We start from the raw sequence: 21747 nt of genomic DNA on the forward strand, positions 1-21747 counted from the left end.
TTGAAACTTACCCTTATGAACAGATTGGATGCCGAGGAACGAGAACTGATGCAGCAAATTCAAACGTATGAAGCTTGCACGATGGCCGTCTTAAACATGGCAAGCGATCAAATAAGGCCATTACATAAATTTGCAGTTCCGTCAGATAGCCGTAACACGCAACAAGAAAGAGCCGCGTAATCCTTACTTTCATGCTTACTATGAGCAAAAGCTGACAGCAGGAAAGACAAAGCAGCAAGCCATTGTGTGCATTATGCGTAAATTGGTCAACGTGGTCCATTACCTGATGCGAACGAAAGCAGCATACAGAATTCCGGAAGTATCCATAAAGCAAGCAGGATGATATAATGATAGATGGGCGGCAATTGGAAAACAGTTGTTGCCCTTTTAATTAGATGGGCCGCTTTATCAACTAGGATACGTATGAAGGGGATATTTCCAATCCGCTCAGTTTGAATCTTTATACGTATGCACATAACAATCCGTTAATTTATACTACCCAACTGGTCATAAAATTTGGCTAATTCATGGCACATTTAGTAAGCCGGAAACTTGGACACCGGAATTTAGAGAGTATATTGGTGGCTTCTATTATGAAGAGGTTGATACACACCGTTGGTCGGGTGACAATACTGACTCAGCTAGAAAAGAAGGCGCTAAAACATTAGCTACTGAAATTCTAAAATGGAGAGAAGAAAATCCTGATGAACCCATTAGATTGGTGGGGCATAGCCATGGAGGAAATGTTGCAATTATGGTAGCGAATCTTTTGGGTGAAAAGGACATAAAAGTTGAAACTCTTGTCACAATTGCAACACCAGTTAGAGGATATCAGCTTAAACAAGAAGTAGGGCAGCATCTTCATGTTTATAATGAACGTGATGGAGTTCAAGTTAATGGAGGTAGTATATGGTTACTAGGAAAGGCACATCGCACATTTGATGGAGCAGCCAATGTAAAAGTTGAGGTTGATAAAAAATATAATGGGATTGAGTCCCATTCAGTAATGCACTCTAATATAGATGTTTGGAAACAGTATATTCAGAAACTACTAGCAGATTTTTATGTAAAACCATAATTAATTCGTTAATTCGTTGGTATATACGGATTGTGATTAGCAGTCCGTATATACAATTACGAGTCATACATCATAAATAATTTTAAAGGGTAGTGAGTGCTATTGCTACAATTAATAAGAGTTATATGGGCATTAGTTATTTTGGTTAATTTATCTGCTGTTATGTGGTTTATACTTGGAACGACAGCAAATTTTCAACGGGGAATAGATTTAGTGTCAACAGTCGTTTTGGTTTACTTTGGAATCCCATCAATATTACTAATTATTTTATCGATTATTTTATTGTTCAAAAGGTGGCCTTCTTCATCATCGTGGAGCATAATAGGTGTTTTTATAATAATTATATGTATGTTATCATTAAGTTCTATATTATTTAAGAATGTAAATACGAGTGGTTGGTTAACTGAGAATATAACAACGGATACACTTCAAACAACAGCAGATGGTCAGTATGAATATCAACTTGAACTAATTAATTTGTTCCAAAAAAACAGCTACGCTCGGCTCTACTTAAAGAACGTTTCTACCGGTGAAGAAATACGTATTCCTTTGGAAATACCCGTAACTAATATTAGGGGGCTTTCTGAGGGAAAGGTAAATTACTGGATTGCGTTGGAAGCGACTTCTAAGAGAGATGTTTTTATCTTATATACGACATCAAAATTCCCTTTGCCGAATGAAAAATATGAAATCGATGTAAAAATAGGAAAAGCAATGAAGGTACAGTGAAATGCTATCCATGCGTCAGTTTAATGTAACTTGAAGTAAATATTTTACCACAATGCGACTAACCCACGCGTATTGTGGTTTCTTTTTGCCCGGACAATACAAAAAACACTCAATATGTTTACGCGGCGGAGGAAACTCTGGCTTGAGTGGATATTGCCTTGTATACAAATAAAAACGTGGGGTGAATAGGCAAGCAATGAAGAAAGCTAGACGAGGCAAGATTGGGAGTAAGCATGTCGGGGAAGATTAATGAGTTAGTAGAAGGGAAGAAACGCCCGTTATTAGACAAGATGATCGACGAAGGAAAATCAGCAGCCAAATGTGTGGAATGGTGTAAGGAAAATCGTCTTCCGTTGTCCATACCGACGATGTACGCTTACATCAAGTGGCGCAATGAGGCTATTGTGAACGGGCTGACCATAGAGCTTCTACAGCCCAACTAGGAGTTCATGGAGAAGAAAGCAGAGGGCATGAAGAAGGCCGGGAGAATGCAAATGGTACAGGCTTCAAGACGCCCATCAGAATCGTAATGAGGAGCGTGCTGAAGCTAAAGCGAAACTTGCTCGGCCTCTGGCAGAGCAGGAGAGCGCAAATCGCATCCGGCATGATCTTCAGTACGAACGTATGTACCATGCAGCTGCGTAATTCTCTCGATTCTATATGTCCAATCTATTGACAGTAGTCCAGTAACAAGTTAAAGCTTTAATAAAAATGGAGAATTACCACAAATATAATATGGCATAGAGAATTTACAAGAGAACAAGCGCATGAGGGGCAATTATCGCGCTATACATTAAACTCTCAAAGTTTTCGTTAAATCTTTTAAATCCAAATTATGGGGTTTTTGAGTCTAGGATTTTAACCTAACTGCTAAGCACGGACTCCACATGTGTTGGAAGCGACGAAAGAGAAATACTTACTAAACCCCCTATATACAGACATCATCTGCTAAAGGTATAATTTAGCAGGAAAATTTTCATGAGCCTATAGAACTAACTACAGTTTGATGTTTTGGGGGATAATTTTATGTACATTTCCGATCACAGCAAAAAATCGTTTTACATGATTTGTTTAAGCTTAGCAATAATCTTGATTTTCCTTCCTAATAGTGAGTCTAATGCTTCTACTAATGCTACGGAATATAACTACGATAACTCGGGGAGATTGGTATATACCGACACGAATAATGGAATGGCCATTATCAATCGCTATGATAATGCAGGCAATCTTATTATTAAAAAAGTAGTAAAAATCCCAAGTGTCGAAGCGCCAGCGGAAGTGAGTCTGTCCAACGCTTCGTATGACGTGTACGCGTACGGGATAGCAAAAGGCGCAACCTCTGTAAGCTTCCCAACATGGACAGAGGCCAACGGAGGCGATGATCTGGAGAATAGGCAAACATAACTATGAAACAGGCCTTTACTATAACGACGTATGGGTGGATGGCAAGTTTTTTGGCGGGGCGAAGACGATCGTCAAAGAAACTACGTCCTTACGGGCCCCGGAAAAAGTAGGGTTCAAAGCCGGTTTTTATGAGGTGGTCCTCGAAGGGGTCAGCGATCAAGTGCAGCGAGTAACGTTCCCGACGTGGACGGAAGCAAATGGACAAGACGATATCAAGCATGTGGAGGGCCAAAAGCAGGCAGACGGAACTTGGAAAGCGACAATTCCTTTCAGCGAACATAACTACGAGACAGGAACCTATACCACGCATGCCTATTGTTACGATCAGTACGGCAATAGTATAGGAATCTGGGGTGCGAGTATTCAGGTTTTACCTTAAATCTTCCTTTAATATTTCTGCGCTGGCTAGTTCACGAAAGTTATGTTTCTATCGAGTTAAAGTTGAAATAATATTCAAAACAACGGTAAACATTAAAACATTAAATAGCTCCCTGTCTCTAAACACGCAGCAGGAGCTACATAATGTTTTCATGATCCTTTAATTAATTTTTCGTATCGAAAATCTTAATTTATTTTCACCAATTTCCACTTTTGTGCGGTGGTTCCGTTATCACCCCATATTTGTACTAGTGTTCCATCGGCAGTACCGCCCTGCGAAACATCGAGTGCTTTACTGCTATTGGCATTAATGAACTTATAGGAACCATCGCCATTATCAATCAGACGCCATTGTTGCGATCCTGTACCATTATCACCCCATATTTGTACTGGTGTTCCGTCCGTAGTACCGCCTTGCGAAACATCAAGCGCTTTACCGCTGTTTACATTAATGAGTTTATATAAATCGCTTCCAATGTCATAAATGCGCCATCTTTGAGCATATGTACCATTATCATTCCATAATTGAATGCGCGTTCCATCAATAATGCTACCCCATGTAACATCAAGCGCTTTTCCACTACCAAGGTTAATTATTTTATATTCTGAACCATTGGGTATAGATTTAATCAGTTTCCACTTTTGTGCGGTGGTTCCGTTATCGCCCCATATTTGTACTGGTGTTCCATCGGCAGTACCACCCGACGAAACATCAAGTGCTTTACCGCTGTTTGCATTAATCAATTTATGGGAACCATCGCCAATGTCAATCAGACGCCATTGCTGCGATCCTGTACCATTATCACCCCATATTTGTACTGGCGTTCCATCCGCGGTACCGCCTTGCGAAACATCAAGCGCTTTACCGCTGTTTACATTAATGAGTTTATATGAATTATTTGCTGCATTACAAATCAACCATCTCTGAGCATTAGTTCCATTTTCATTCCATATTTGCACACGAGTTCCCTGAATAGTCTCGCCCGATGATACATCGAGGGCTTTGTTGCTACCAACATTTATGAGCTTATATTCTGAAGGTAAACAAATTAAATTAGTCTTACTTTCCAAATTCCCATTTCGATCAAATTGATAATTTATAAATTTCCCGTTGGAAAAGTCAGCTAATACTAGTTTTCCAGAGCCAGAATATACGTATTGAATTGCAGATGCTGTTTGAGTATGAACAAATAGCAAAACGCACAGAAATATAACTATTGTGATTTTTTTCATGAGACGTACCCCTTATTTATATTTGGTATAGCACATTCACTAGTTTAAACTAGATAGAACTTGTCTTCCATATTTTTCTGAATTCCTGTGATTTGTTTTCCACTAGACTTATATATTCGATTCCACAATCCCCATTCTAAAGATTTTACAAAGATGCTCACTTCCTGCAACCATTCATCCGAAGATACGTTAAAGACCACAAGCGGACTCCAAATCTAACGGATCCTGAATGCGAGGAGGATGGGGAGGACAACAGCGATGCTTCATGTACTAATTGTGGAGCCTTATACGGGTAAACGCGCGAGAATCAAAAAAATGGTGCAGGAGATGGGGCATATCGTCGTCGGAGAGGCCCGTGACCGGGAAGAAGCTCTAGGATTGATGGAGCAAGGATGGCCGACGCTTCTCCTGACCGATCTTATGCTCCCCCGGCTTGAGGGACTTGCCTTGGTAAGTCAAGTGTACGAACAGCGTATTCCCGTGGTAACGATTGTGCTGAGCGACTGCACGCGTTTTGACTACGTACGGCAGTCTATGCAAGCAGGCGCCATCGATTATTTGCTTAAGCCGGTGAAGGCCGAAGAGCTTAGGCGTGCGCTGCAGCGGGCGGAAGAGCGGGTGGGGTATTTCCATACCGCACATCGCGAGTTCGTTCAGGCGCAGCAATTTTTCGAGAGGCTGGACCTTCTCCAGCCGGGCGCGGTCATTCAGAGGCATGCCGAGATGATCCAAAGCATGCAAAGCTTCGAGGAGGGCCAGCAGGGGGAGCGGCTGGGCCTGTTTCGCATGCTTTATGCCAAATGGCACTGCGTTCTCAGGAAACGCGGGCTCAATTTCGACGAGCCTTTTTTATGGGAGGGCGAAGAAGAGGCTATCGCTTATTTTCAGAGGCTGTGCGAATTCTGGATCGCCCAGTCCGCCTCGCCGGCCGATAGCAGCGTGAAGCTGAATGTGAAGCGGGCCTGCGACTATATCCGGGAGAACTACCGGAGCGATCATACGCTGGTTGAGGTCAGCGAGCGCTTCGGGATGAGCGTCTCTTATTTCAGCGTGCAGATCAAGAAGTATACGGGTTATTCGTTCGTCAATTATTTGAACCGCATCCGGATCGAGAAGGCGAAGGAGCTGCTGCTGCAGCCGAACCTGAAGATTTACGAGGTGGCCGGCGAAGTGGGATACGACACGTTGCAGTATTTCAATAAAGTATTCAAGCAAGCCGTACATATGACGCCGGGAGAATACCGGAGAAGATTTGGGATTTGAGAGGACTTTTAAAGATTTCGTTAAGAAGAAAATCGGCTCAGAAACAATAAGATCGATTCATTACTTTTCCAGCCTTGCATATTATACTAGGACAGGTCGTTCAGGCGACCGGAATCCAGCGAGGAGGAAAAGAAACGAGATGAAACGAAAGACACGCAGTATGGCTTTGTTGCTCAACCTTTTTATCATGTTCTCTTTGGTTTCTCCTTTGGGACAAGCTTTGGCGGCGGACAGTCTCCAGGCAGCATTCGGACAAGTTCTGGATTCTCGCCAAATGGAGCTCGGTCCGGGTGCGAAGTACACCTGGCAGGATATGAAGCTGCCGCAGGGCTTGGAGAAAATTCATTCTGTCGAATTTGATCCGAAAAATAAAGCGCTCGACCTGCAGCCGGGCAAAACGAACGGCAAAGTATACGGGATGCAGGGCGTAACCAAAATGGCCGACGATGCCGACGCCCCCGGCAACCGGGTCATTGCGGCCATCAACGGCGACTTTTACGATATGGCGACCGGCGTTCCGCTCGGTTTGTTCATGGGGGACGGCGAGATTCTGACCAGTCCGCCGGAGAAATGGGGCTGGCTTGCCTTCGGTCTGAAGAACGACGGCACGACGATTTACGGCTTCAGCCCGGAGCTGACCCGGACGCTCACGATCGGGGGCAAGACGATCCCGATCTCTCACATCAACCGGATGCGGGAAAATACCGAAGCGCTCATGCTGTACACCGCTTCCTTCCATACTTCCACGATGACGAACGATCTCGGCGACGAGATTGTGCTCGATGTGCTGGAAGGCGAAGTGAAGAGCGGCAAGAGCTTGAAGCTCAAAGTGGTCGAGATTCATAAGGATAAAGGAAATACGCCTCTGAAGGCCGGACAAGTCGTTTTGTCCGCATCGGGTAGCCACCGGGCCGAACTGGCCGGACTGAAAATCGGCGACGAGGTGACAGCAAGCTTCGAGCTGGAGGACGACTGGAAAGACGTCAAGATGGCGATGGGCGGCGTCTTTATGCTGGTGAAGGACGGCGTGGCGCAAACTCACGAAGACAAAGCTTTGTACCCTCGGGTCGGAATCGGCACCAAAGCGGATGGTTCGATTATTATGATCGAAATCGACGGCAGAGCGCCGGGCTTTAGCGAAGGCGTGTCTTATGACGATCTCGCGAAGATCATGAAGGACATGGGCGCCGTGAACGCGCTTTGTCTGGACGGCGGCGGCTCTGCGACGTTCGTAGCGAAGCTTCCGGGAGAAACGAAACGGCAAATTCTGAACCGGCCTTCCGACGGCTCGGAGCGCAAGACGGCGAACGGGCTTCTGCTCGTGAACAAAGCGCCGGAAGGCGCCGCTTCCAAGCTGGTCGTGCAGCCGAACTTGGAGCGGGTACTGGCCGGCTCTTCCGTTACGTTCAAAGCGGCTGCCGTGGATGCAAACGGTCATCCCGCTTCGTTCGGCGGAACGCCGGAGTGGAGCCTGAACGCTCCTCTCGGAACGATCGATACCACAGGGAAGTTTACTGCGGGCAACCAACCAGGGATGATTGACGTGACAGCAACCGCAGGCGGATTAACGGGTAAAGGGCAAGTCGAAGTTGTAAACGAACTGACGGAGCTGAAGTTCTCCGATGCGGTGAAAACTTTCACATCCGGCGAAAAAGTTACGCTGAGCATCAGCGCTCTCCGCAACGGTCAACTCATTCGCGCGCAAAACAACAAGCTCGAATGGCGGGTAGAGGGGCCGATCGGCAGCATCGATGCGGACGGCACGTTTACCGCGACAAATGCAACGGAGCAGAGCGGCAAAATTTTCGTGAAATACAACAATGTTGAAGCGTCGATGGACGTCAAGGTCGGACTTCCGCCGGTCGTGCTGGAGGATTTCGAGAATGGCACAGGCAAATATTTGGTCGAATCCGGCGCACGTTACAAGACGATGAAGCTTAGCGAAGAAACGAATGAGGACTTCGTCCGTTTAGGGAATAAAGCGGCGAAGCTGGAGTATGATTTTACGGAAACAATCGGGACTTCCGGAGCTTATATCACAGCGAAAGATCTGGAAAGCAATATTCAAATTCCGGGCTATCCGGAGAAAATCGGCTTGTGGGTGTATGGCGACGGCAAAAAGCACTGGCTACGCGGACAAATCCGTGACGGTAACGGATCGGCCGTCGGCATTGATTACGTAGATCAAACGGTTGGCGTCGATTTTACGGGCTGGCGGTATTTGGAGGCCGTTGTGCCGAAGGGGCGTCCACTGCCGCTGCGCATGGATCAGCCTGTACGTTACATGGAAACGAAAAACGACAACAAGACGGCAGGTGTCCTCTACATCGACCAAATCCGGGCGGTTTACGGGCCGACCAATGACGATAAGGACCCACCTGTGCTGAAAGACTTCAAACCTGCGGAAGGCAGCACCGTCACGACGAATACGCCGAAAATAGAGGCCATCGGTGAAGACTATGGCTACGATCCGGTGAAACATCCGGGAACGACGCTGATCGACCCGGACAAAATCCGCTTCTACGTCGACGGTGTCTTGGTGCAGCATACGCTGTATCCTCCGAAAGGACAAATTCACTACACACCGAACGTGCCGTTGGCCGATGGTCTTCACTCGGCGAAGATCAAGATTAGAGACTTGTCCGGCAACGTGACGGAGAAGGAATGGACATTTACGGTAGATACGGGCTCATCGAAGATCGTCTATGACGCTCCGACAACTGTTTATGCAGGAAATACGTACACCGTCGATATTAAAGCGCTGAAAGCGGCGGATATTAAGGGCGGAACGATGGAATTCAGCTTCGATCCGGCGAAGGTTGATAGATTGCACGTGTTGAAAGGCGGCAAGCTGACGGAAAGCCAACTCGTCTCTACGGTAGACGAGGCCACAGGCGCCGTAAAATTGAATTTTAATGACATTTATACGGCAGGCTTGACCGATCAAGATCTGCTCGGCCAAATTCAGTACCGGATTAAGCCCGATGCCAAGGATGCAGTCAAGATTGCTTTTAAAACGGGAGCCATTACGTTTAAAGATAAAGGCGATATAAGCTTCGGCTTCTTCGGCTTGGCGGTGGAAGCGGCCATCAAGCATCATTTGCAGCTAAGCTGGGATGAGCACGGCGTCGTTCAAGGGATGCCTACCACGTTCAAGGTAGTCGGCGAGAACGGAACTCCGGTCGAAGGAGCGAAAGTAACCGTCATCGGCGGTACCGAAGTTGGTGTGACCGACGCTCAAGGTACGCTGATTACGGGGGCTCTTACTTCTGAAGTGAAGGAGTACCAGCTTCAAGCGGTCAAGGGCGACTCCTACAGTCCGATCTTGAAGTTTAAAGTCTCGAAGCTGGCAGGCAGCCCGGTTCCGAGCAACGTCAGCGTGACGATGGGAGCGGACACGACGACCTCCAAAGCCTTCACATGGCATACGGACCCGGCTACGGGTGATACGGTGGTTGAGGTCGTGAAGAAGTCGGAGTTTACGGATTTCAACGCGCCGAACGTGAAGCGGTTTACCGGCACCAGCTACTTGTTCAACACCACGGATACGGGAACCGTGCAAGTTCATAAAGCCGTTGCAAGCGGTTTGGAGCCGGGAACTCAATATATGTTCCGTGTAGGCGACGGCCACGGCAACTACAGCCCGCACGGGTCGCTTCAGACCGCGGCTGCCACGGGCGAGCGCACAAAGTTCATTTTCCTGGCAGATTCGCAGGCGTCGAACGAAGCGGGTTTCAAGCTGTGGGGAGATATTTTGAAAAAAGCGATGACGGATCATCCGGATACGGAGTTCGTCGTGCAGGGCGGCGACTTGGTCGAGGACGGCTTTAAGGAAAACGAGTGGAATATGTGGTTCAATGCCGCTCAAGGTATCCTGATGCAAACGACCGTTGTACCTGTCGTCGGCAACCATGAAGTGACCGGTACGCGGAAAACGGAAGATTACCTGGCTCATTTCAACCATCCGCAAAACGGGATCGACAGTCTCAAAGGAAGCAACTTCTCCTTTGATTACAAGAACGCTCATTTTGTGGTGCTGAACAGTGAATATGATTTTGAGCAGCAAAAGGAATGGATGCGCAAAGATCTGGCCGCGACCGACAAAAAGTGGAAGATTGTCGCGTTCCACCGCGGACCGTTCGGCAGCATGTACGACTCCGAGCATATCCGCAACACCTGGACGCCGATTTTTGACGAGTTCCAAGTCGATCTGGTCATGAACGGTCACGATCACGTATATGTGCGGACGTATCCGATGAAAGACAAGAAGCCGGTCGCCGATGGCGAAGGCACGACTTATATCGTCGGCGGGTCGTCCGGTCCGAAGTTTTACCAAGTATGGGCAAGAGATTGGCAGCGGGTGACGGACGGCGAGCAGGTACAGATGTACGTCGCTGCCGAGATCGACGAGGACGAGATGAAATTTGTCGTCAAAACGATCAACGACCGCGTGGTGGATCAGTTCAGGCTGCTCAAAATTCCGCCTCAATCGGTCGTGATCGATAACCCGAAGGTCAATCTGGCCGTGAACGAGAGCGTTCAATTAAAGGCTACCGTGCTGCCGGCCAATGCCAGCAATAAGAGCGTAACTTGGTCCGTTTATAGCTCTTCTGCGGACAATGTTGTTAAGGTGACCGCGGACGGCTTGGTGACCGCACAAAATTTAGGCAGTGCCGTCGTCCGGGCAACGAGCGTATGGAGCAACGTATATGCCGACAGCTTTATTATGGTGGATCGGCTGCCTCAGATTCGTGTGGAAGAAGTGCGGCTGGACCAAACGAGCGGCAAACTGAAAGTTGGGCAAGGGCTTCAATTGAACGCAACGGTTCTTCCGACGAATGTAACCCAATCCGTCTATTGGACCGTATATGGCGAATCGTCGAAAGGGATTGCCACCGTCAACGGCAGTGGTCTGGTTAAGGCGGCTGCGCCTGGAATAGCGACGATCCGTGCGAAGAGCGCAGTGGATGCGACGAAATTTGCGGACTTCCAGCTGACGGTGGAAGAAGCGGATAAGCCGACCAATCCGCCAGTGAGCGAGGTTTGGCTGGATCGCGAGGTCGCGACGCTGAAAGTGGAAGAAACGCTGCAATTGTCAGCAAAAGTGCTGCCGGAGAACGTGCTTAACAAAAACGTCATCTGGTCGGTGGACGATCCGGCGGGAGTCGCTAATGTCACCGACAAAGGTCTGGTTACCGCATTGAATCCAGGAACGGTATCCATTCGCGCGACCAGCCAGATGGACCCAACCAAGTACGCGAAGATGGTGCTGATCGTGAAAGAAGCGGACAGACCAGAGCCTGTCGTGGATGTCGCGGAAATTAAGCTGGATAAAGTAAAAGCGGAACTCAAAGCCGGAGAAAAGCTGCAATTGACTTCTACCGTGCTTCCGGAAAATGCAAGCAACAAATCGGTCACATGGGCGGTCTACGATGTGGCTTGGTCCGGGGTGGCTACCGTCACCGACCAAGGTCTTGTCACGGCGCTGAAGCCGGGATCTGCAATTATCCGTGCCGTCAGCCAGCAGAACCCTGAGATCTTTGCCAGCCTCGAACTCACTGTTAAAGAAGCGAACAACTCTGACGACTCGGATTCCGGAAGCTCCGGAGATTCTGGCACGCCAGTAACGTCGGGCAGCTCGGGCAATACCAATACGCAGCCTCCGGCCGTTACGCCGGGCAAGGCTACAGTAACGCAGGGCAGCATCTCTGTCGAGGCGAAGGTCGAAGCGGGAACCGCAAAAGTCGAGATTCGCGCAGAAGATTTGGAGCTTGCGCAGAAGGAAGCCAAGTCGGACTCAGACGGCGCTAAAGTGGTCCGTGTCGAGGTGAAAGGTGCCCAAAACGCGAACCACTTGGAAATATCGCTGCCTAAGAAATCGGTAACGAAGCCGGCGCCGGACAACAAGTTCGAGATCGTGACGCCTATCGGCAGCGTGACCGTGCCTTCGGACTTTCTGAAGGACAAGAACGTAGCGGATACCGACTTCGTAAGCTTGGTGATCAGCAAGGAGGACCCGTCTTCCATTAGCGAAGAGGCCCGGAAAGAAGTCGGCAGCCGACCGATCATCAATTTGGAGGTTAGAGAAAAAGGGGCATTCCGCGCATGGAACAACCCGGATACGGTCGTACGGATCGCCATTCCGTATAAGCCGACAGCGAAGGAGCTGGAGAAACCGGGCAGTATTGTCATCCGGTACCTCGATGCGGCGGGTCGTATTCTTCCGGTGCCGAGCGGCATCTACGATCCGGCAGCAGGAACGGTACGGTTTGAAGTGAAGCATTTTAGCAAATATGCCGTAGCGTTTGTCGATAAGACGTTTGCCGATATTGCGGCTTACGCGTGGGCTAAACCGTCGATCGAGGCTTTAGCGGCGCGCGACATCATCCAGGGCATGGATGCGAGCACGTACGCCCCGGCGCTGAACATGACGAGAGCGGACTTTGTCGCGATGCTCGTTCGAACGCTGGAGCTGAAAGCATCCGTGACCGGAAACTTCAAAGACGTGAACAGCGGCGATTATTATTACGAAGCGCTGGGCACGGCCAAGGAACTGAAAGTTATTGAAGGAACCGGCGACGAGATCTTTCATCCGAAAGAAAAAATTTCCCGCCAAGACATGTTTACGATCACGGCAAGAGCGCTGAGCACGGTCAGAAACATGAAAATGACCGCAAGTGCCGAGGCGTTAGCCGATTTCGCGGATCGTGCGAAGGTCGCAGCCTATGCGGCGGACAGTCTGGCCGGGATGGTCAAGGAAGGTCTGATCCAAGGCGACGGTCAGGCGCTGAACCCGGAAGGTAACGCCACGAGAGCGGAAGTCGCCGTGTTCATGTACCGCATCTTGAACAAGATTTACAAGTAAGCCGACATCGAAAAAGAGCCCAATCCGTACGCCGACAGCGTGCGGATCGGGCTCTTCTATTTTCAATAAGACTGCGGCCGATAGCGGCTACGGCTGCTTTGCGGCGGCGTCAATCATTTGCGGCGGCTTCACGCTGCGCAGGATGCTAACCTCGACGCGGCGGTTTTTCGCACGGCCGGCTTCGGTATCGTTCGTATCGATCGGCTGGTACTCGCCGTATCCGATGGAGCGGAAGCGCTCCGGACCGATTTTATCGTTTTCGAGCAAAATTTTCATGAAATTTAAAGCACGCTTGGCGCTTAAATCCCAGTTGGTTTCGAATGCCGCGGTTCGAATCGGCACATTATCCGTATGGCCGGCGACCTCGATCCGATAATCCGGATATTGGGCGAGCATACCGGAGATCGTGCCGGCAAGCTGCTTCGCCTCCGGCTTGACCGTGGCCGATCCGGACGAGAACAACGCGTTGTCGCGAATCGTAAGCATCAGGAGATCTTCGGTCAGCTTCGTTTCCAGTTGGGTGGACAACTGGTTTTCGGCTATGTACTTGTCCAATTTTTCTTTCAGCTGCTGGAGGTCAACTTGCTCCTTTGCCATTTGGCTGTTAAGCTGTTCCTGCTGCTTCTGCTGCTGTCCCGAAGTGTTCGGCGTCGCCGGATTAGTCGGCTGATCGTACTTCTTTTGGTCAATGTTCGGTTCCGTCGTCAGCGGAATGAGATTCGAGAAGTTAAATTGTCCTATCCCACCGGTAAAGGCGGAGTTGAACGATTGCATGATGGTCTGGTATTTCTTCTGGTCCGTCTGACTGGCGGCGAACAAAATAATGAACAGCGCAAGCAGCAGCGTCAGCAGGTCGGCGTAAGGAATCAGCCACGATTCGTCAACGTGTTCTTCGTGATGCTCTTGTCGTTTTTTACTCATCCGCTTTCACCGCATCGTCATTATTTTTTTCCCGCTGGGACGTCGGTATGAAGACCATAAGCTTCTGTTGGACGGCGGTTGCGGAAATGCCGGTCTGAATGGAAAGCAGTCCTTCCACCATCATCAGACGCAACTCCACTTCTTTCTTTGACTTTTGCTTCAGCTTATTTGCGATAGGGTGCCATAATACGTACCCCGAAAAGATGCCAAGCAGCGTAGCGACGAATGCGGCGGAGATCAAATGTCCGAGCGCCTCGATTTCGCTTAAGTTGCTGAGTGCCGCGATCAAACCGACCACCGCCCCGAGAACGCCGAGGGTCGGTGCGTAGGTACCGGCTTGTGTAAAAATTTGCGCGCCCGTCCGATGCCGCTCCTGCATCGTATGTATATCTTCCATTAATACGTCGTGAACGAACTCCTGATCGTTCCCGTCGATGATCATCCGCATCCCGTTGCGCAAGAACGGATCGGGGATTTCTTCCACCTTGCTTTCCATAGCCAGCAAGCCTTCGCGGCGGGTAATCGCTACCCAGTCCGTGAACATATCGATCAGTTCCATTTTCGAGATCGTCTTTTGCTCGGTAAACACAATTTTCATTAATTTCGGAAACAATTTCATCTCTTCCAGGGAAAACCCGATAAAGAGCGCTGCTGCCGTTCCGACGAAAATGATGAGGATCGCCGCCGGATTGACAAGTGCGGACAGGCTTGCCCCCTTTAATACCATGCCCACCCCTACTGCGATAATTGCGAGAATAATGCCGATGATTGTTGATTTTTCCACGCGAGGAACACCTTCCGCTTCTGTTTATTCTGGCACGATATGCCATTAGATGAGCAGTCACTATTTCGACATAAAATGACACAAATCCTGCCGAATCGACTTGGCGGAATTTAAATTTTTTTAGAATCTGGGAAATAGAAAGAGCCCCCCGTTTTCAACAAGAGAAAACGAGAGGCTCGTCGGGAGTTTGAAATAACAGATTATGGCTTCACCCGGCGTTCGCAGCTTCTTCGACAGCAGGCAGCGGAACCGTTTTGCGGCTTGCACGGACGTAGCTTAGAGAGACGAGCAGGGAAACGGCAGCGACCGCAGCCATGACCCAGAAGATGTTCCGGTAAGCGGCTTGCAGCGGAGCGGACGCTTGCCAGACGAGCGAAGCACCGGTGAGCGCCACGCCGAGTGCGCCGCCAAAGAACTGCGTCAGCTGCGCCATGCCCATCCCGCCGCCGATCTCATGCTTCGCCAGAATGCGCGACATTTCGTTCGAGACGCTCGATCCGATGGCGGACACCGACACACTCATCAGCATGTACGCTGCGGTGATGGCGTACAAGTACTGCGTGGAGAGCAGCGCGAAAACGAAGGTGGCGGCAAGCAGCGTCGTATGTCCGGCCAGAATAACCGGGGAATTGCCCACCCGGTCGATCAGTCGGCCGATCCGGGGGGAGAGCAGCGCGGTCAGAATCGCCCCGGGGAAAATCAGGAATCCGGTGACGGCGGAACTCTGCCCGTATAGGCGAATGATCACGAGAGGCATGAGAAACAACGTGGCAAAATGAAGCACGTAAGCCACAAATCCCATGACCGTCAGGTTCATGTACGGCCGGTTGCGCAGCAGCGAGGGCTGCAGGAAAGGCTGGTCGACCCGGTGAATTCGAATCCAGAAGGCGACCAGCGACAAAATTCCCAGCACCAGAGCCCACCAAGGATGCAGGGTCAGAAAGAGCAGCAGCCCGGTGACGCCGACGCCGATGAACAGGGCCCCCCATCCGTCAAATTGAATGCGGGAATACGGCTGCTCGGGCAGATTGCGGTAAAATACAGGGATCGTCAGCAGCACCAAGGCCGTTACGACGAACAGCGAGTTCCAGCTGAAATACTGCGTCATTGCGCCCCCGACAATCGGGCCGAGACCGAAGCCGAACGACGCCGCGGAAATAATGACGGACATCGATTTGCCCCTGCGCTCCAGCGGGATATACCGGGTAACGAGAACGATCCCGAGACCGGGTGCGGATGCCGCTCCGATCGCTTGGAGCAGGCGGGCGGCCAGCACGGCGTAGAAGTTGTGCGCCAGCAGGCCGATGACGGAGGCGATGCCGAGCAGCACAAGGCCGATGATCAGCAGCGTCCGTATCGGGACGAAGTCGGTCAAGCGGCTGTACGTGATGGACGAAATGGCGAATAAGATCGAGTAGCCAGTCACGATCCACGAAGCGGCTGTCGAGGTCAGCCCCAGATCATGGGCTAGGGTCGGCAGTGCGACGTTGAACATGGTCGTGTTCATGACGACCAGCAGGACGGTGAGACCCCACAGGGGGATTATTAGCGATTCCCGAAACGACGGGCTTGCGGCCTCAGGCTTCATAATAAATGGCAGCCTCCTTATGAGAAATGGAAGTGAATACTTTTCGAATAATACTATTCTAGAAATAGTATTTGTGCTAAAATATATATCACACGCACGGATGTTGTCAACGGGGTCTTTGTTAAATTTTTCTTTTGTCTCATGTATAGTGTAGTATGGAAAGAAGAGAACGATTTTAAGGTGGGTCGCTTATGCCTTCGAATTCCATGAATACGTTGTGGCACAGCCTTCTGGATATGAACCGCAAGCTGAACCAGACGCTGTGTTTGCTCAGCTCGGCGGAGGAGGTTCCGCCGTCCGCGGTGGCGCTGATCTTTAAGCTGGAGCATAAGGAATCGATGAAAATCAACAAAATTGCCGAGGTACTGGGCATTACCATCGGCGCAGCCTCCAATCTCATTGACAAGCTGGAAGAAAAGCAATGGGTGGAACGGGTGCGCTCCGAAGAGGACCGGCGCATTATGAATGTCCAACTCACGAAGCAGGGGAAGGAACAATTGCTTCACTGGAGGCAACAGTTTTCCGAGCACGCGGATGTTATTTTTGCGCAGGTGCCCCTGGAGGAGCTGGATCATTTTAGCGAGCGGGTTGTTCGTTTAAGCCAACACTTAAGCGATTACAATCGCCGCTTGGAGAGCGGGCGCTCCCGCAAGGACGGGTAACAGCAGGGAGGGAAAACATCGGATGAAGCATGTCGTGGCGATGTGGGGCACGAATTGCCGCTCGGAAGAGGAGCTTGCTGCTTTCGCCCGGCTGGGATATACGGAGGATGGGGATGCTATCCCGTCCGAATTCATGAGCAGCACCGGGTTGTCCTGGATCGATGAGGATTTTATGGAGGTTCATCTGCTGCCGGATGAGGAGAGCCGTGAGGCGTTTGTGCAATATTTGAAGCAGGATTATGCCTCTGATCCGGACCGGTTTGCGCCGCAGGTCCCGGATTCGCTTGGGGAGAGCATGGCGCCGTACCCTTCGGTAATCGTGCTCCATGGCAACGATTCGCGGTATGGCTCCGTTAACGAAGTGTTGTTTTCATTGGCCGAGAGCGGCTCAGAGGTCGGACAGCAGCCTGTCCCGCTTATTGCGAAAATCGTTTACGAAACCGAAGAGAGGTAACAGGGGATTAAGGGATGAACGAAACCGTGGAGTCGATCGAAAAAATTAAAAGCTGCTTGAAAAGGCCGGCCGTCGTGTTCGAAATCGGCGGCTTTCGTCCGCCGGAGGACCCGCTTGCGCCTTGGTTCGGCAAGGTAACGGTCGCCGCACACGACGAAAAGTGGCCGACGCTTGCAGACGGGACGCCGATGTGGGCTTTGGGCCAAGTGAACTTGTCCACGCTGGATTGCGTTCCCGAGGCGCTCAAGGACGTAGCGTTTCTCGCGATCTTTTTCGGGCCCAAGCATCCGCAGCAGGAAGACCCGAACGGAACGAACTGGCTGATCCGTACCTACGCATCGTTGGAAGAGCTGGTGCCGTTAGAGCAGATGAAGACGAGCTCGCATTTGAAGCCGTTTCCGATGCGGCCGGGTGAGCCGGTCGAAGACTATCCCGTCTGGGATGGGGGAGACATTCCGGAGGACATCTCGGATTTGATCCTACGGCTGGAAGACGAAGGCAAGATTGAGGGCTACCATGATCTGATTGAGCTGCATGGCGGCTTTAAAATCGGAGGCCACCCTTGCTTTATCCAGCCCGGCACGTCGGTTAGCGAGTCGTTCGAGTTCGTGCTGCAGATCGATTCGACCGAAAAAGGCAACCTCATGTGGGGACACGACTCCGGCTGCGCTTACTTTTTCCGGGACCCGCGAACGAACGAATGGTGCATGACCTGGGACTGTTATTGAGCAGCCGCGGGATGCGGAAACATACACAAAAATAGCCTGATCCTATGCCACAGTAAGTCGGATAGGACAGGCTATTTATGCATATTGGAATGGTTCCATTTTGTCGTAACCACACCCTCCATTTTCCAGTAGGGCTTAGGGCTAGTAACCGGTTTCAACTTGTGCCATAATTACTAGCAAACGATTGTTCGGGGGGCCCGGGGGACATGGCGAACTGGATACACAAGCTTAAGAACAACCTGCTGGGAACCAGCCTACAAACCAAGCTGCTATTGGCGGTATTGCCGCTTGCCATTATTCCGCTCGCTGTTTTGGGAACGTTTTCATATAACAAATCGGCGCAGGTCGTACAGCAGCAGGTATGCCAGACCATTCTGGAAAGCTTGTCGCAGGTGAATTACAGTTTGGACTATTTTGTAAAAGATATCGAGCAGCTCACGATGTACATCTACAGCAGCCGCGATATTCAGGACGTGCTGTCCAAGCCGGCGGACCGGCCGCTTGCGGAGAAGCACCAGGACAAGCGGAAGGTGGGCGAGGTGCTAGACACGTTTCTCGGCTTCAAAAACTGGGACATTGCCATTTATTTGCTGGGGGAAAACGGGGACCGTTATTTTACCGGCGATCTGTTGCCTGGCGCTTACGACGATTACAACGCCTCCTGGGGGCTTTTCCGGAAAATGAGGCTTGCGGGCGGCAATGTCGTCTGGGATACGCATTACAGCATGAAGAAGACGGACGATTTCGGCATCGTGCTCAGCAGCGGCCGGCTCTTGAAGCGGATCGATACGAATGCGCCGCTGGGCTATCTGGTCGTGGACATGATGGAAAATGCGCTCGCGGACAAGTACAAAAAAGCCCATTTACAGCCGGGCGGGCAGATGCTGCTGCTGGACCGCAACGGCTATATCATCTCAAGCACGCCGTCCAAGCACAAGGTCGGGACGAAGCTGGAGGAGCCGTTTGTGGACCGGGTGCTGGCGGGCGGCAAAGGCTTCTTCGAGCAGGCCGGCGAAGGAACGCCGCCCGTCATGGTCGTGTACGACACGTCGGAGGTGACCGGCTTCAAGTTGGTGAACGTGCTGCCGGTGGCGGCGCTGACGAAGGAAAGCAGCAGCATCCGAAATCTGACCTTGCTGGTCATCGCGGTCGGCGCGGCCGTTTCGTGCGTGCTGGCCTATCTGCTTTCCGTGAACATCACCCATCCGCTGCGCAAGCTGAAATCGCTGATGCGTACGGTGGAAACGGGCAATCTGGACGTTGCCTTTCCGACGAAGTACAAGGACGAGGTCGGGCAGCTCGGCCGCAGCTTCAATGCGATGGTGCATCGCATCAAGCAGTTGATCGACGAAGTGTACAAAAAGCAGCTCATGCTCCAGGAAGCGGAGATCCGGGCGATTCAGGCGCAGTTCAATCCGCATTTTCTGTACAATGCGCTCGATTCCATCAACTGGATGGCCCGCATTCATAAGCTCGATCACATTAGCCGGACGGTCGTTTCGCTCGGCGAGCTGCTCCGGTTCAGCATCCGCAAAGGGCAGGCGCTTATTCCCGTACACGAGGATATGCAGCAAATCCGCAATTTTCTTACGATCCAGCAGATGCGCTACGGGGACAAACTGGAGGTGCATATCGAGCTGGACGAGGAGGTCGAGCGGCTCTACACGCTGAAGCTGATACTGCAGCCGATTGTGGAAAATGCGATCACGCACGGGCTTGAGATGAAGCGGGGCCCGGGGCGGCTCTTGATTATCGGCAAGGTGGTGGGGGAGCGGGTCCGCTTTGAAGTGCGCGACGACGGCGTCGGCATCCCGCAGGAGAAGCTCGAACGCATCACGTCGGGGCAGTTTGTGTCGGCCGACGAGCGGAAGACGGGGATCGGCTTGGAAAATGTAAAAAAGCGGCTGCAGCTCTACTTCGGAGACCGCTATGTACTGAGGATTAGCAGCCGGCCGCAGCAGGGGACGACAACGACGATCGAGATTCCGATCATTCGGACGCCGGGGGAGGATACGCATGTATAAGGTGCTCATCGTGGAGGACGAATGGCTCGTTCGGGAAGGGCTTAAGCATACGATTGACTGGGAAGACGTCGGCTGCCGAATCATGGGCGAAGCGTCCGACGGCGAAATGGCGCTCCGGCTGATGGAGGAGGAGACGCCGGATATCGTGCTCACGGATATTCGGATGCCGGAGATGGACGGCATTCAGCTTGCCGCGGAAATTGCGTCCCGGTATCCGGGGATGAAGGTCGTATTTTTGACCGGCTTTGATGAATTCGCGTACGCCCAGCAGGCGATCAAGCTGGGAGCCGCGGATTACGTGCTGAAGCCGACGAATCCGGACGAGCTGACGCAGCTGATGGGGCGCATGGCGGCCAAGCTGGACGAAGAGCGGCAGCGGCGTACGGAACGGGAAAGGCTGGAGCATAAGCTGGCGTTCGGCCAGCCGCTGATCGTCGAGAAGATGCTGTACGACTTGATGCTGGACCATGCGGGAGCGATGGAGCAGGAGCTGTTTCTGGAATATGCAGCCGAGCAAGGGGAGGTATTGGACGCGTTCCGCATCGCCCTGCTCTATGCGGAGCCGTCCCCAGGTAAATCTGCGCCACCGGGCGAGTTGTACCGGAGCATCGCAGCCTGGAGCTCCGGTCTATCGCCGTATCCGCTCGTGCGCATGAACGACGCCAAATATGCGCTGCTGCTGGACCGGGAGACGGAGCGCGCGGAGCTGCACCGGCTGTTGGACTTGGCCCGTTTCAGCGCGTCACAAGCGACGCAGCGGCAGTTGATGCTTGGGGTCAGCGGGCGGCACAACCGGCTGGATCAAGTGCCGGCTGCGTTCCAGCAAGCGACGCACGCCTTGGTAACGTCGTTCTTCTGGGGCGGGGAACGGATCGCCTGGTTTGAGGATACGGAGCGGCTTGCGGCGGAGGTGCCGGCGCTGCCCGGTTTGCTGGAGGAGCTGATCGAGGCGGTCAAATGGGGGAGGGAAGCGTCCATCCGGGCGAAAAGCCAAGCTTGCTTCACCTGGATCATGCAGCAGCACCCGACGAACGAGCTGGAGGCGAGAAAGGCGTTCTTCGGCTGGATCGTATCGCTCTACACCATGCTGCTTCACGAGGACGAGCTGCGGCTCATCGTGCAGGATTCCGCGCTTCTGTTAACCTCTCTGGACCGGACGGTCCGGCTGGAAGACGGACTGGAACGGCTGAACGGGATGCTGCTTTCCTGGAGCGTGCGCTATCAGGAACAAACGAAGCCGCAATCGAGAAGCGGCTTCGAGGAGATCGAGGACTACATTGGGCGGCATTACGCCGAAGACATCACACTCCAGAGCATTGCGGAGCGCTGCAATATGAGCGAGAGCTACTTTAGCCGTTTGTTCAAAAAGCAGGTCGGCACGAGCTTCGTCGATTATTTGACCGGGTTGCGGATGCGCCGGGCGAAGGAACTGCTCACGAACCCGCGGCTGAAAATATACGAGGTCGGGCTTCAGGTCGGCTATCAGGACTCGCGCTATTTCAGCCAAATTTTCCGCAAATATACCGGGGAGACGCCGACGGAGTTCCGCAAGCGGCTCGGTATCCCGAACGTTCCGATCTGAGTGCTTCGCTTGGCAGCTTGAGGCCGCCGGACGCCCATGTCTCCGGCAGCCTCG

At 51.6% G+C, this 21747-nt stretch carries 15 protein-coding genes and 2 pseudogenes; 13 read left to right on the forward strand and 4 right to left on the reverse strand.

The features are described from left to right. From PEL01S_RS34945 to PEL01S_RS21695, 6 genes and pseudogenes are all read left to right on the forward strand, one after another. Positions 1-180, forward strand: a pseudogene (locus PEL01S_RS34945) (hypothetical protein); the annotation flags it as partial. Then, positions 131-343: pseudogene (locus tag PEL01S_RS35845) on the forward strand (IS110 family transposase); the annotation flags it as partial. The pseudogenes PEL01S_RS34945 and PEL01S_RS35845, both read left to right, overlap by 50 nt. A gap of 234 nt (positions 344-577) precedes the next feature. Further along, positions 578-1078, forward strand: coding sequence for an esterase/lipase family protein (locus PEL01S_RS21680; RefSeq protein ID WP_255320150.1), 501 nt, complete (start codon positions 578-580; stop codon positions 1076-1078). Between the two features lie 96 nt (positions 1079-1174). Continuing rightward, positions 1175-1807 (forward strand): hypothetical protein, encoded by a 633-nt coding sequence (locus tag PEL01S_RS21685; protein WP_255320148.1) that lies wholly within the window; start codon positions 1175-1177, stop codon positions 1805-1807. A gap of 1026 nt (positions 1808-2833) precedes the next feature. Beyond that, positions 2834-3211, forward strand: coding sequence for a hypothetical protein (locus PEL01S_RS21690; RefSeq protein ID WP_127461809.1), 378 nt, complete (start codon positions 2834-2836; stop codon positions 3209-3211). Next, positions 3186-3590 (forward strand): GBS Bsp-like repeat-containing protein, encoded by a 405-nt coding sequence (locus PEL01S_RS21695; protein ID WP_127461810.1) that lies wholly within the window; start codon positions 3186-3188, stop codon positions 3588-3590. The genes PEL01S_RS21690 and PEL01S_RS21695 overlap by 26 nt, the downstream gene beginning before the upstream one ends. 185 nt (positions 3591-3775) lie before the next feature. Here the strand turns inward: PEL01S_RS21695 and PEL01S_RS21700 are convergent, their stop codons facing one another. Then, entirely contained in the window at positions 3776-4822 is a 1047-nt protein-coding gene (locus PEL01S_RS21700; protein ID WP_127461811.1) for an RICIN domain-containing protein, read from the reverse strand. A 258-nt stretch (positions 4823-5080) separates the two neighbouring features. Here PEL01S_RS21700 and PEL01S_RS21705 point away from each other — a divergent pair, with 258 nt between their 5' ends. Both PEL01S_RS21705 and PEL01S_RS21710 read left to right on the forward strand, forming a co-directional pair. Beyond that, positions 5081-6085 carry a helix-turn-helix domain-containing protein gene (locus PEL01S_RS21705; RefSeq protein WP_127461812.1) on the forward strand — a complete coding sequence of 335 codons (1005 nt, stop codon included), beginning with the start codon at positions 5081-5083 and terminating at the stop codon, positions 6083-6085. Positions 6086-6224: 139 nt separating this feature from the next. Continuing rightward, positions 6225-12950 (forward strand): Ig-like domain-containing protein, encoded by a 6726-nt coding sequence (locus tag PEL01S_RS21710; protein ID WP_127461813.1) that lies wholly within the window; start codon positions 6225-6227, stop codon positions 12948-12950. Between the two features lie 87 nt (positions 12951-13037). On the opposite strand, the gene motB is transcribed toward PEL01S_RS21710, so the two are convergent. The 3 genes from motB to PEL01S_RS21725 all read right to left on the reverse strand — a co-directional run bounded on the left by motB (position 13038) and on the right by PEL01S_RS21725 (position 16243). Further along, positions 13038-13871 carry a flagellar motor protein MotB gene (gene motB / locus PEL01S_RS21715; RefSeq protein ID WP_063187203.1) on the reverse strand — a complete coding sequence of 278 codons (834 nt, stop codon included), beginning with the start codon at positions 13869-13871 and terminating at the stop codon, positions 13038-13040. Next, positions 13864-14655 (reverse strand): flagellar motor stator protein MotA, encoded by a 792-nt coding sequence (motA, locus tag PEL01S_RS21720; RefSeq protein ID WP_063187205.1) that lies wholly within the window; start codon positions 14653-14655, stop codon positions 13864-13866. Before motA ends, motB begins: the two co-directional genes overlap by 8 nt. A 208-nt stretch (positions 14656-14863) precedes the next feature. Further along, on the reverse strand, positions 14864-16243 hold the full coding sequence (locus PEL01S_RS21725) for an MFS transporter (protein ID WP_127461814.1): 1380 nt from the start codon (positions 16241-16243) through the stop codon (positions 14864-14866). 191 nt (positions 16244-16434) lie between these two features. Between PEL01S_RS21725 and PEL01S_RS21730 the strand changes: the two genes are divergently transcribed. The 5 genes from PEL01S_RS21730 to PEL01S_RS21750 all read left to right on the forward strand — a co-directional run bounded on the left by PEL01S_RS21730 (position 16435) and on the right by PEL01S_RS21750 (position 21693). Continuing rightward, positions 16435-16905, forward strand: coding sequence for a MarR family winged helix-turn-helix transcriptional regulator (locus tag PEL01S_RS21730; RefSeq protein WP_036677889.1), 471 nt, complete (start codon positions 16435-16437; stop codon positions 16903-16905). Positions 16906-16927: 22 nt separating this feature from the next. Continuing rightward, positions 16928-17359, forward strand: coding sequence for an immunity 22 family protein (locus PEL01S_RS21735; RefSeq protein ID WP_127461815.1), 432 nt, complete (start codon positions 16928-16930; stop codon positions 17357-17359). Between the two features lie 14 nt (positions 17360-17373). Then, the gene (locus PEL01S_RS21740) at positions 17374-18087 is read left to right on the forward strand and encodes a DUF1963 domain-containing protein (protein ID WP_127461816.1); all 714 of its coding nucleotides are present in this window, start codon (positions 17374-17376) and stop codon (positions 18085-18087) included. A 206-nt stretch (positions 18088-18293) separates the two neighbouring features. Next, positions 18294-20111 carry a cache domain-containing sensor histidine kinase gene (locus PEL01S_RS21745; protein WP_127461817.1) on the forward strand — a complete coding sequence of 606 codons (1818 nt, stop codon included), beginning with the start codon at positions 18294-18296 and terminating at the stop codon, positions 20109-20111. Then, positions 20104-21693: a response regulator transcription factor gene (locus PEL01S_RS21750; RefSeq protein WP_127461818.1), complete on the forward strand. Its 1590-nt coding sequence runs from the start codon at positions 20104-20106 to the stop codon at positions 21691-21693. Before PEL01S_RS21745 ends, PEL01S_RS21750 begins: the two co-directional genes overlap by 8 nt. Positions 21694-21747 lie beyond the last annotated feature (54 nt).

This window comes from Paenibacillus elgii NBRC 100335 (assembly GCF_004000865.1).
In the GTDB taxonomy this organism is placed as follows: Bacteria; Bacillota; Bacilli; order Paenibacillales; family NBRC-103111; genus Paenibacillus_G; species Paenibacillus_G elgii.

What these genes read in the sequence shown, in the direction of transcription:
- PEL01S_RS21690 (WP_127461809.1), top strand. Translation starts at nt 2,834, where the DNA reads ATGTACATTTCCGATCACAGCAAAAAATCGTTTTACATGATTTGTTTA.
- PEL01S_RS21695 (WP_127461810.1), top strand. Translation starts at nt 3,186, where the DNA reads ATGATCTGGAGAATAGGCAAACATAACTATGAAACAGGCCTTTACTAT.
- PEL01S_RS21700 (WP_127461811.1), bottom strand. Translation starts at nt 4,822, where the DNA reads ATGAAAAAAATCACAATAGTTATATTTCTGTGCGTTTTGCTATTTGTT.
- PEL01S_RS21705 (WP_127461812.1), top strand. Translation starts at nt 5,081, where the DNA reads ATGCTTCATGTACTAATTGTGGAGCCTTATACGGGTAAACGCGCGAGA.
- PEL01S_RS21710 (WP_127461813.1), top strand. Translation starts at nt 6,225, where the DNA reads ATGAAACGAAAGACACGCAGTATGGCTTTGTTGCTCAACCTTTTTATC.
- motB (WP_063187203.1), bottom strand. Translation starts at nt 13,871, where the DNA reads ATGAGTAAAAAACGACAAGAGCATCACGAAGAACACGTTGACGAATCG.
- PEL01S_RS21725 (WP_127461814.1), bottom strand. Translation starts at nt 16,243, where the DNA reads ATGAAGCCTGAGGCCGCAAGCCCGTCGTTTCGGGAATCGCTAATAATC.
- PEL01S_RS21730 (WP_036677889.1), top strand. Translation starts at nt 16,435, where the DNA reads ATGCCTTCGAATTCCATGAATACGTTGTGGCACAGCCTTCTGGATATG.
- PEL01S_RS21735 (WP_127461815.1), top strand. Translation starts at nt 16,928, where the DNA reads ATGAAGCATGTCGTGGCGATGTGGGGCACGAATTGCCGCTCGGAAGAG.
- PEL01S_RS21740 (WP_127461816.1), top strand. Translation starts at nt 17,374, where the DNA reads ATGAACGAAACCGTGGAGTCGATCGAAAAAATTAAAAGCTGCTTGAAA.
- PEL01S_RS21745 (WP_127461817.1), top strand. Translation starts at nt 18,294, where the DNA reads ATGGCGAACTGGATACACAAGCTTAAGAACAACCTGCTGGGAACCAGC.
- PEL01S_RS21750 (WP_127461818.1), top strand. Translation starts at nt 20,104, where the DNA reads ATGTATAAGGTGCTCATCGTGGAGGACGAATGGCTCGTTCGGGAAGGG.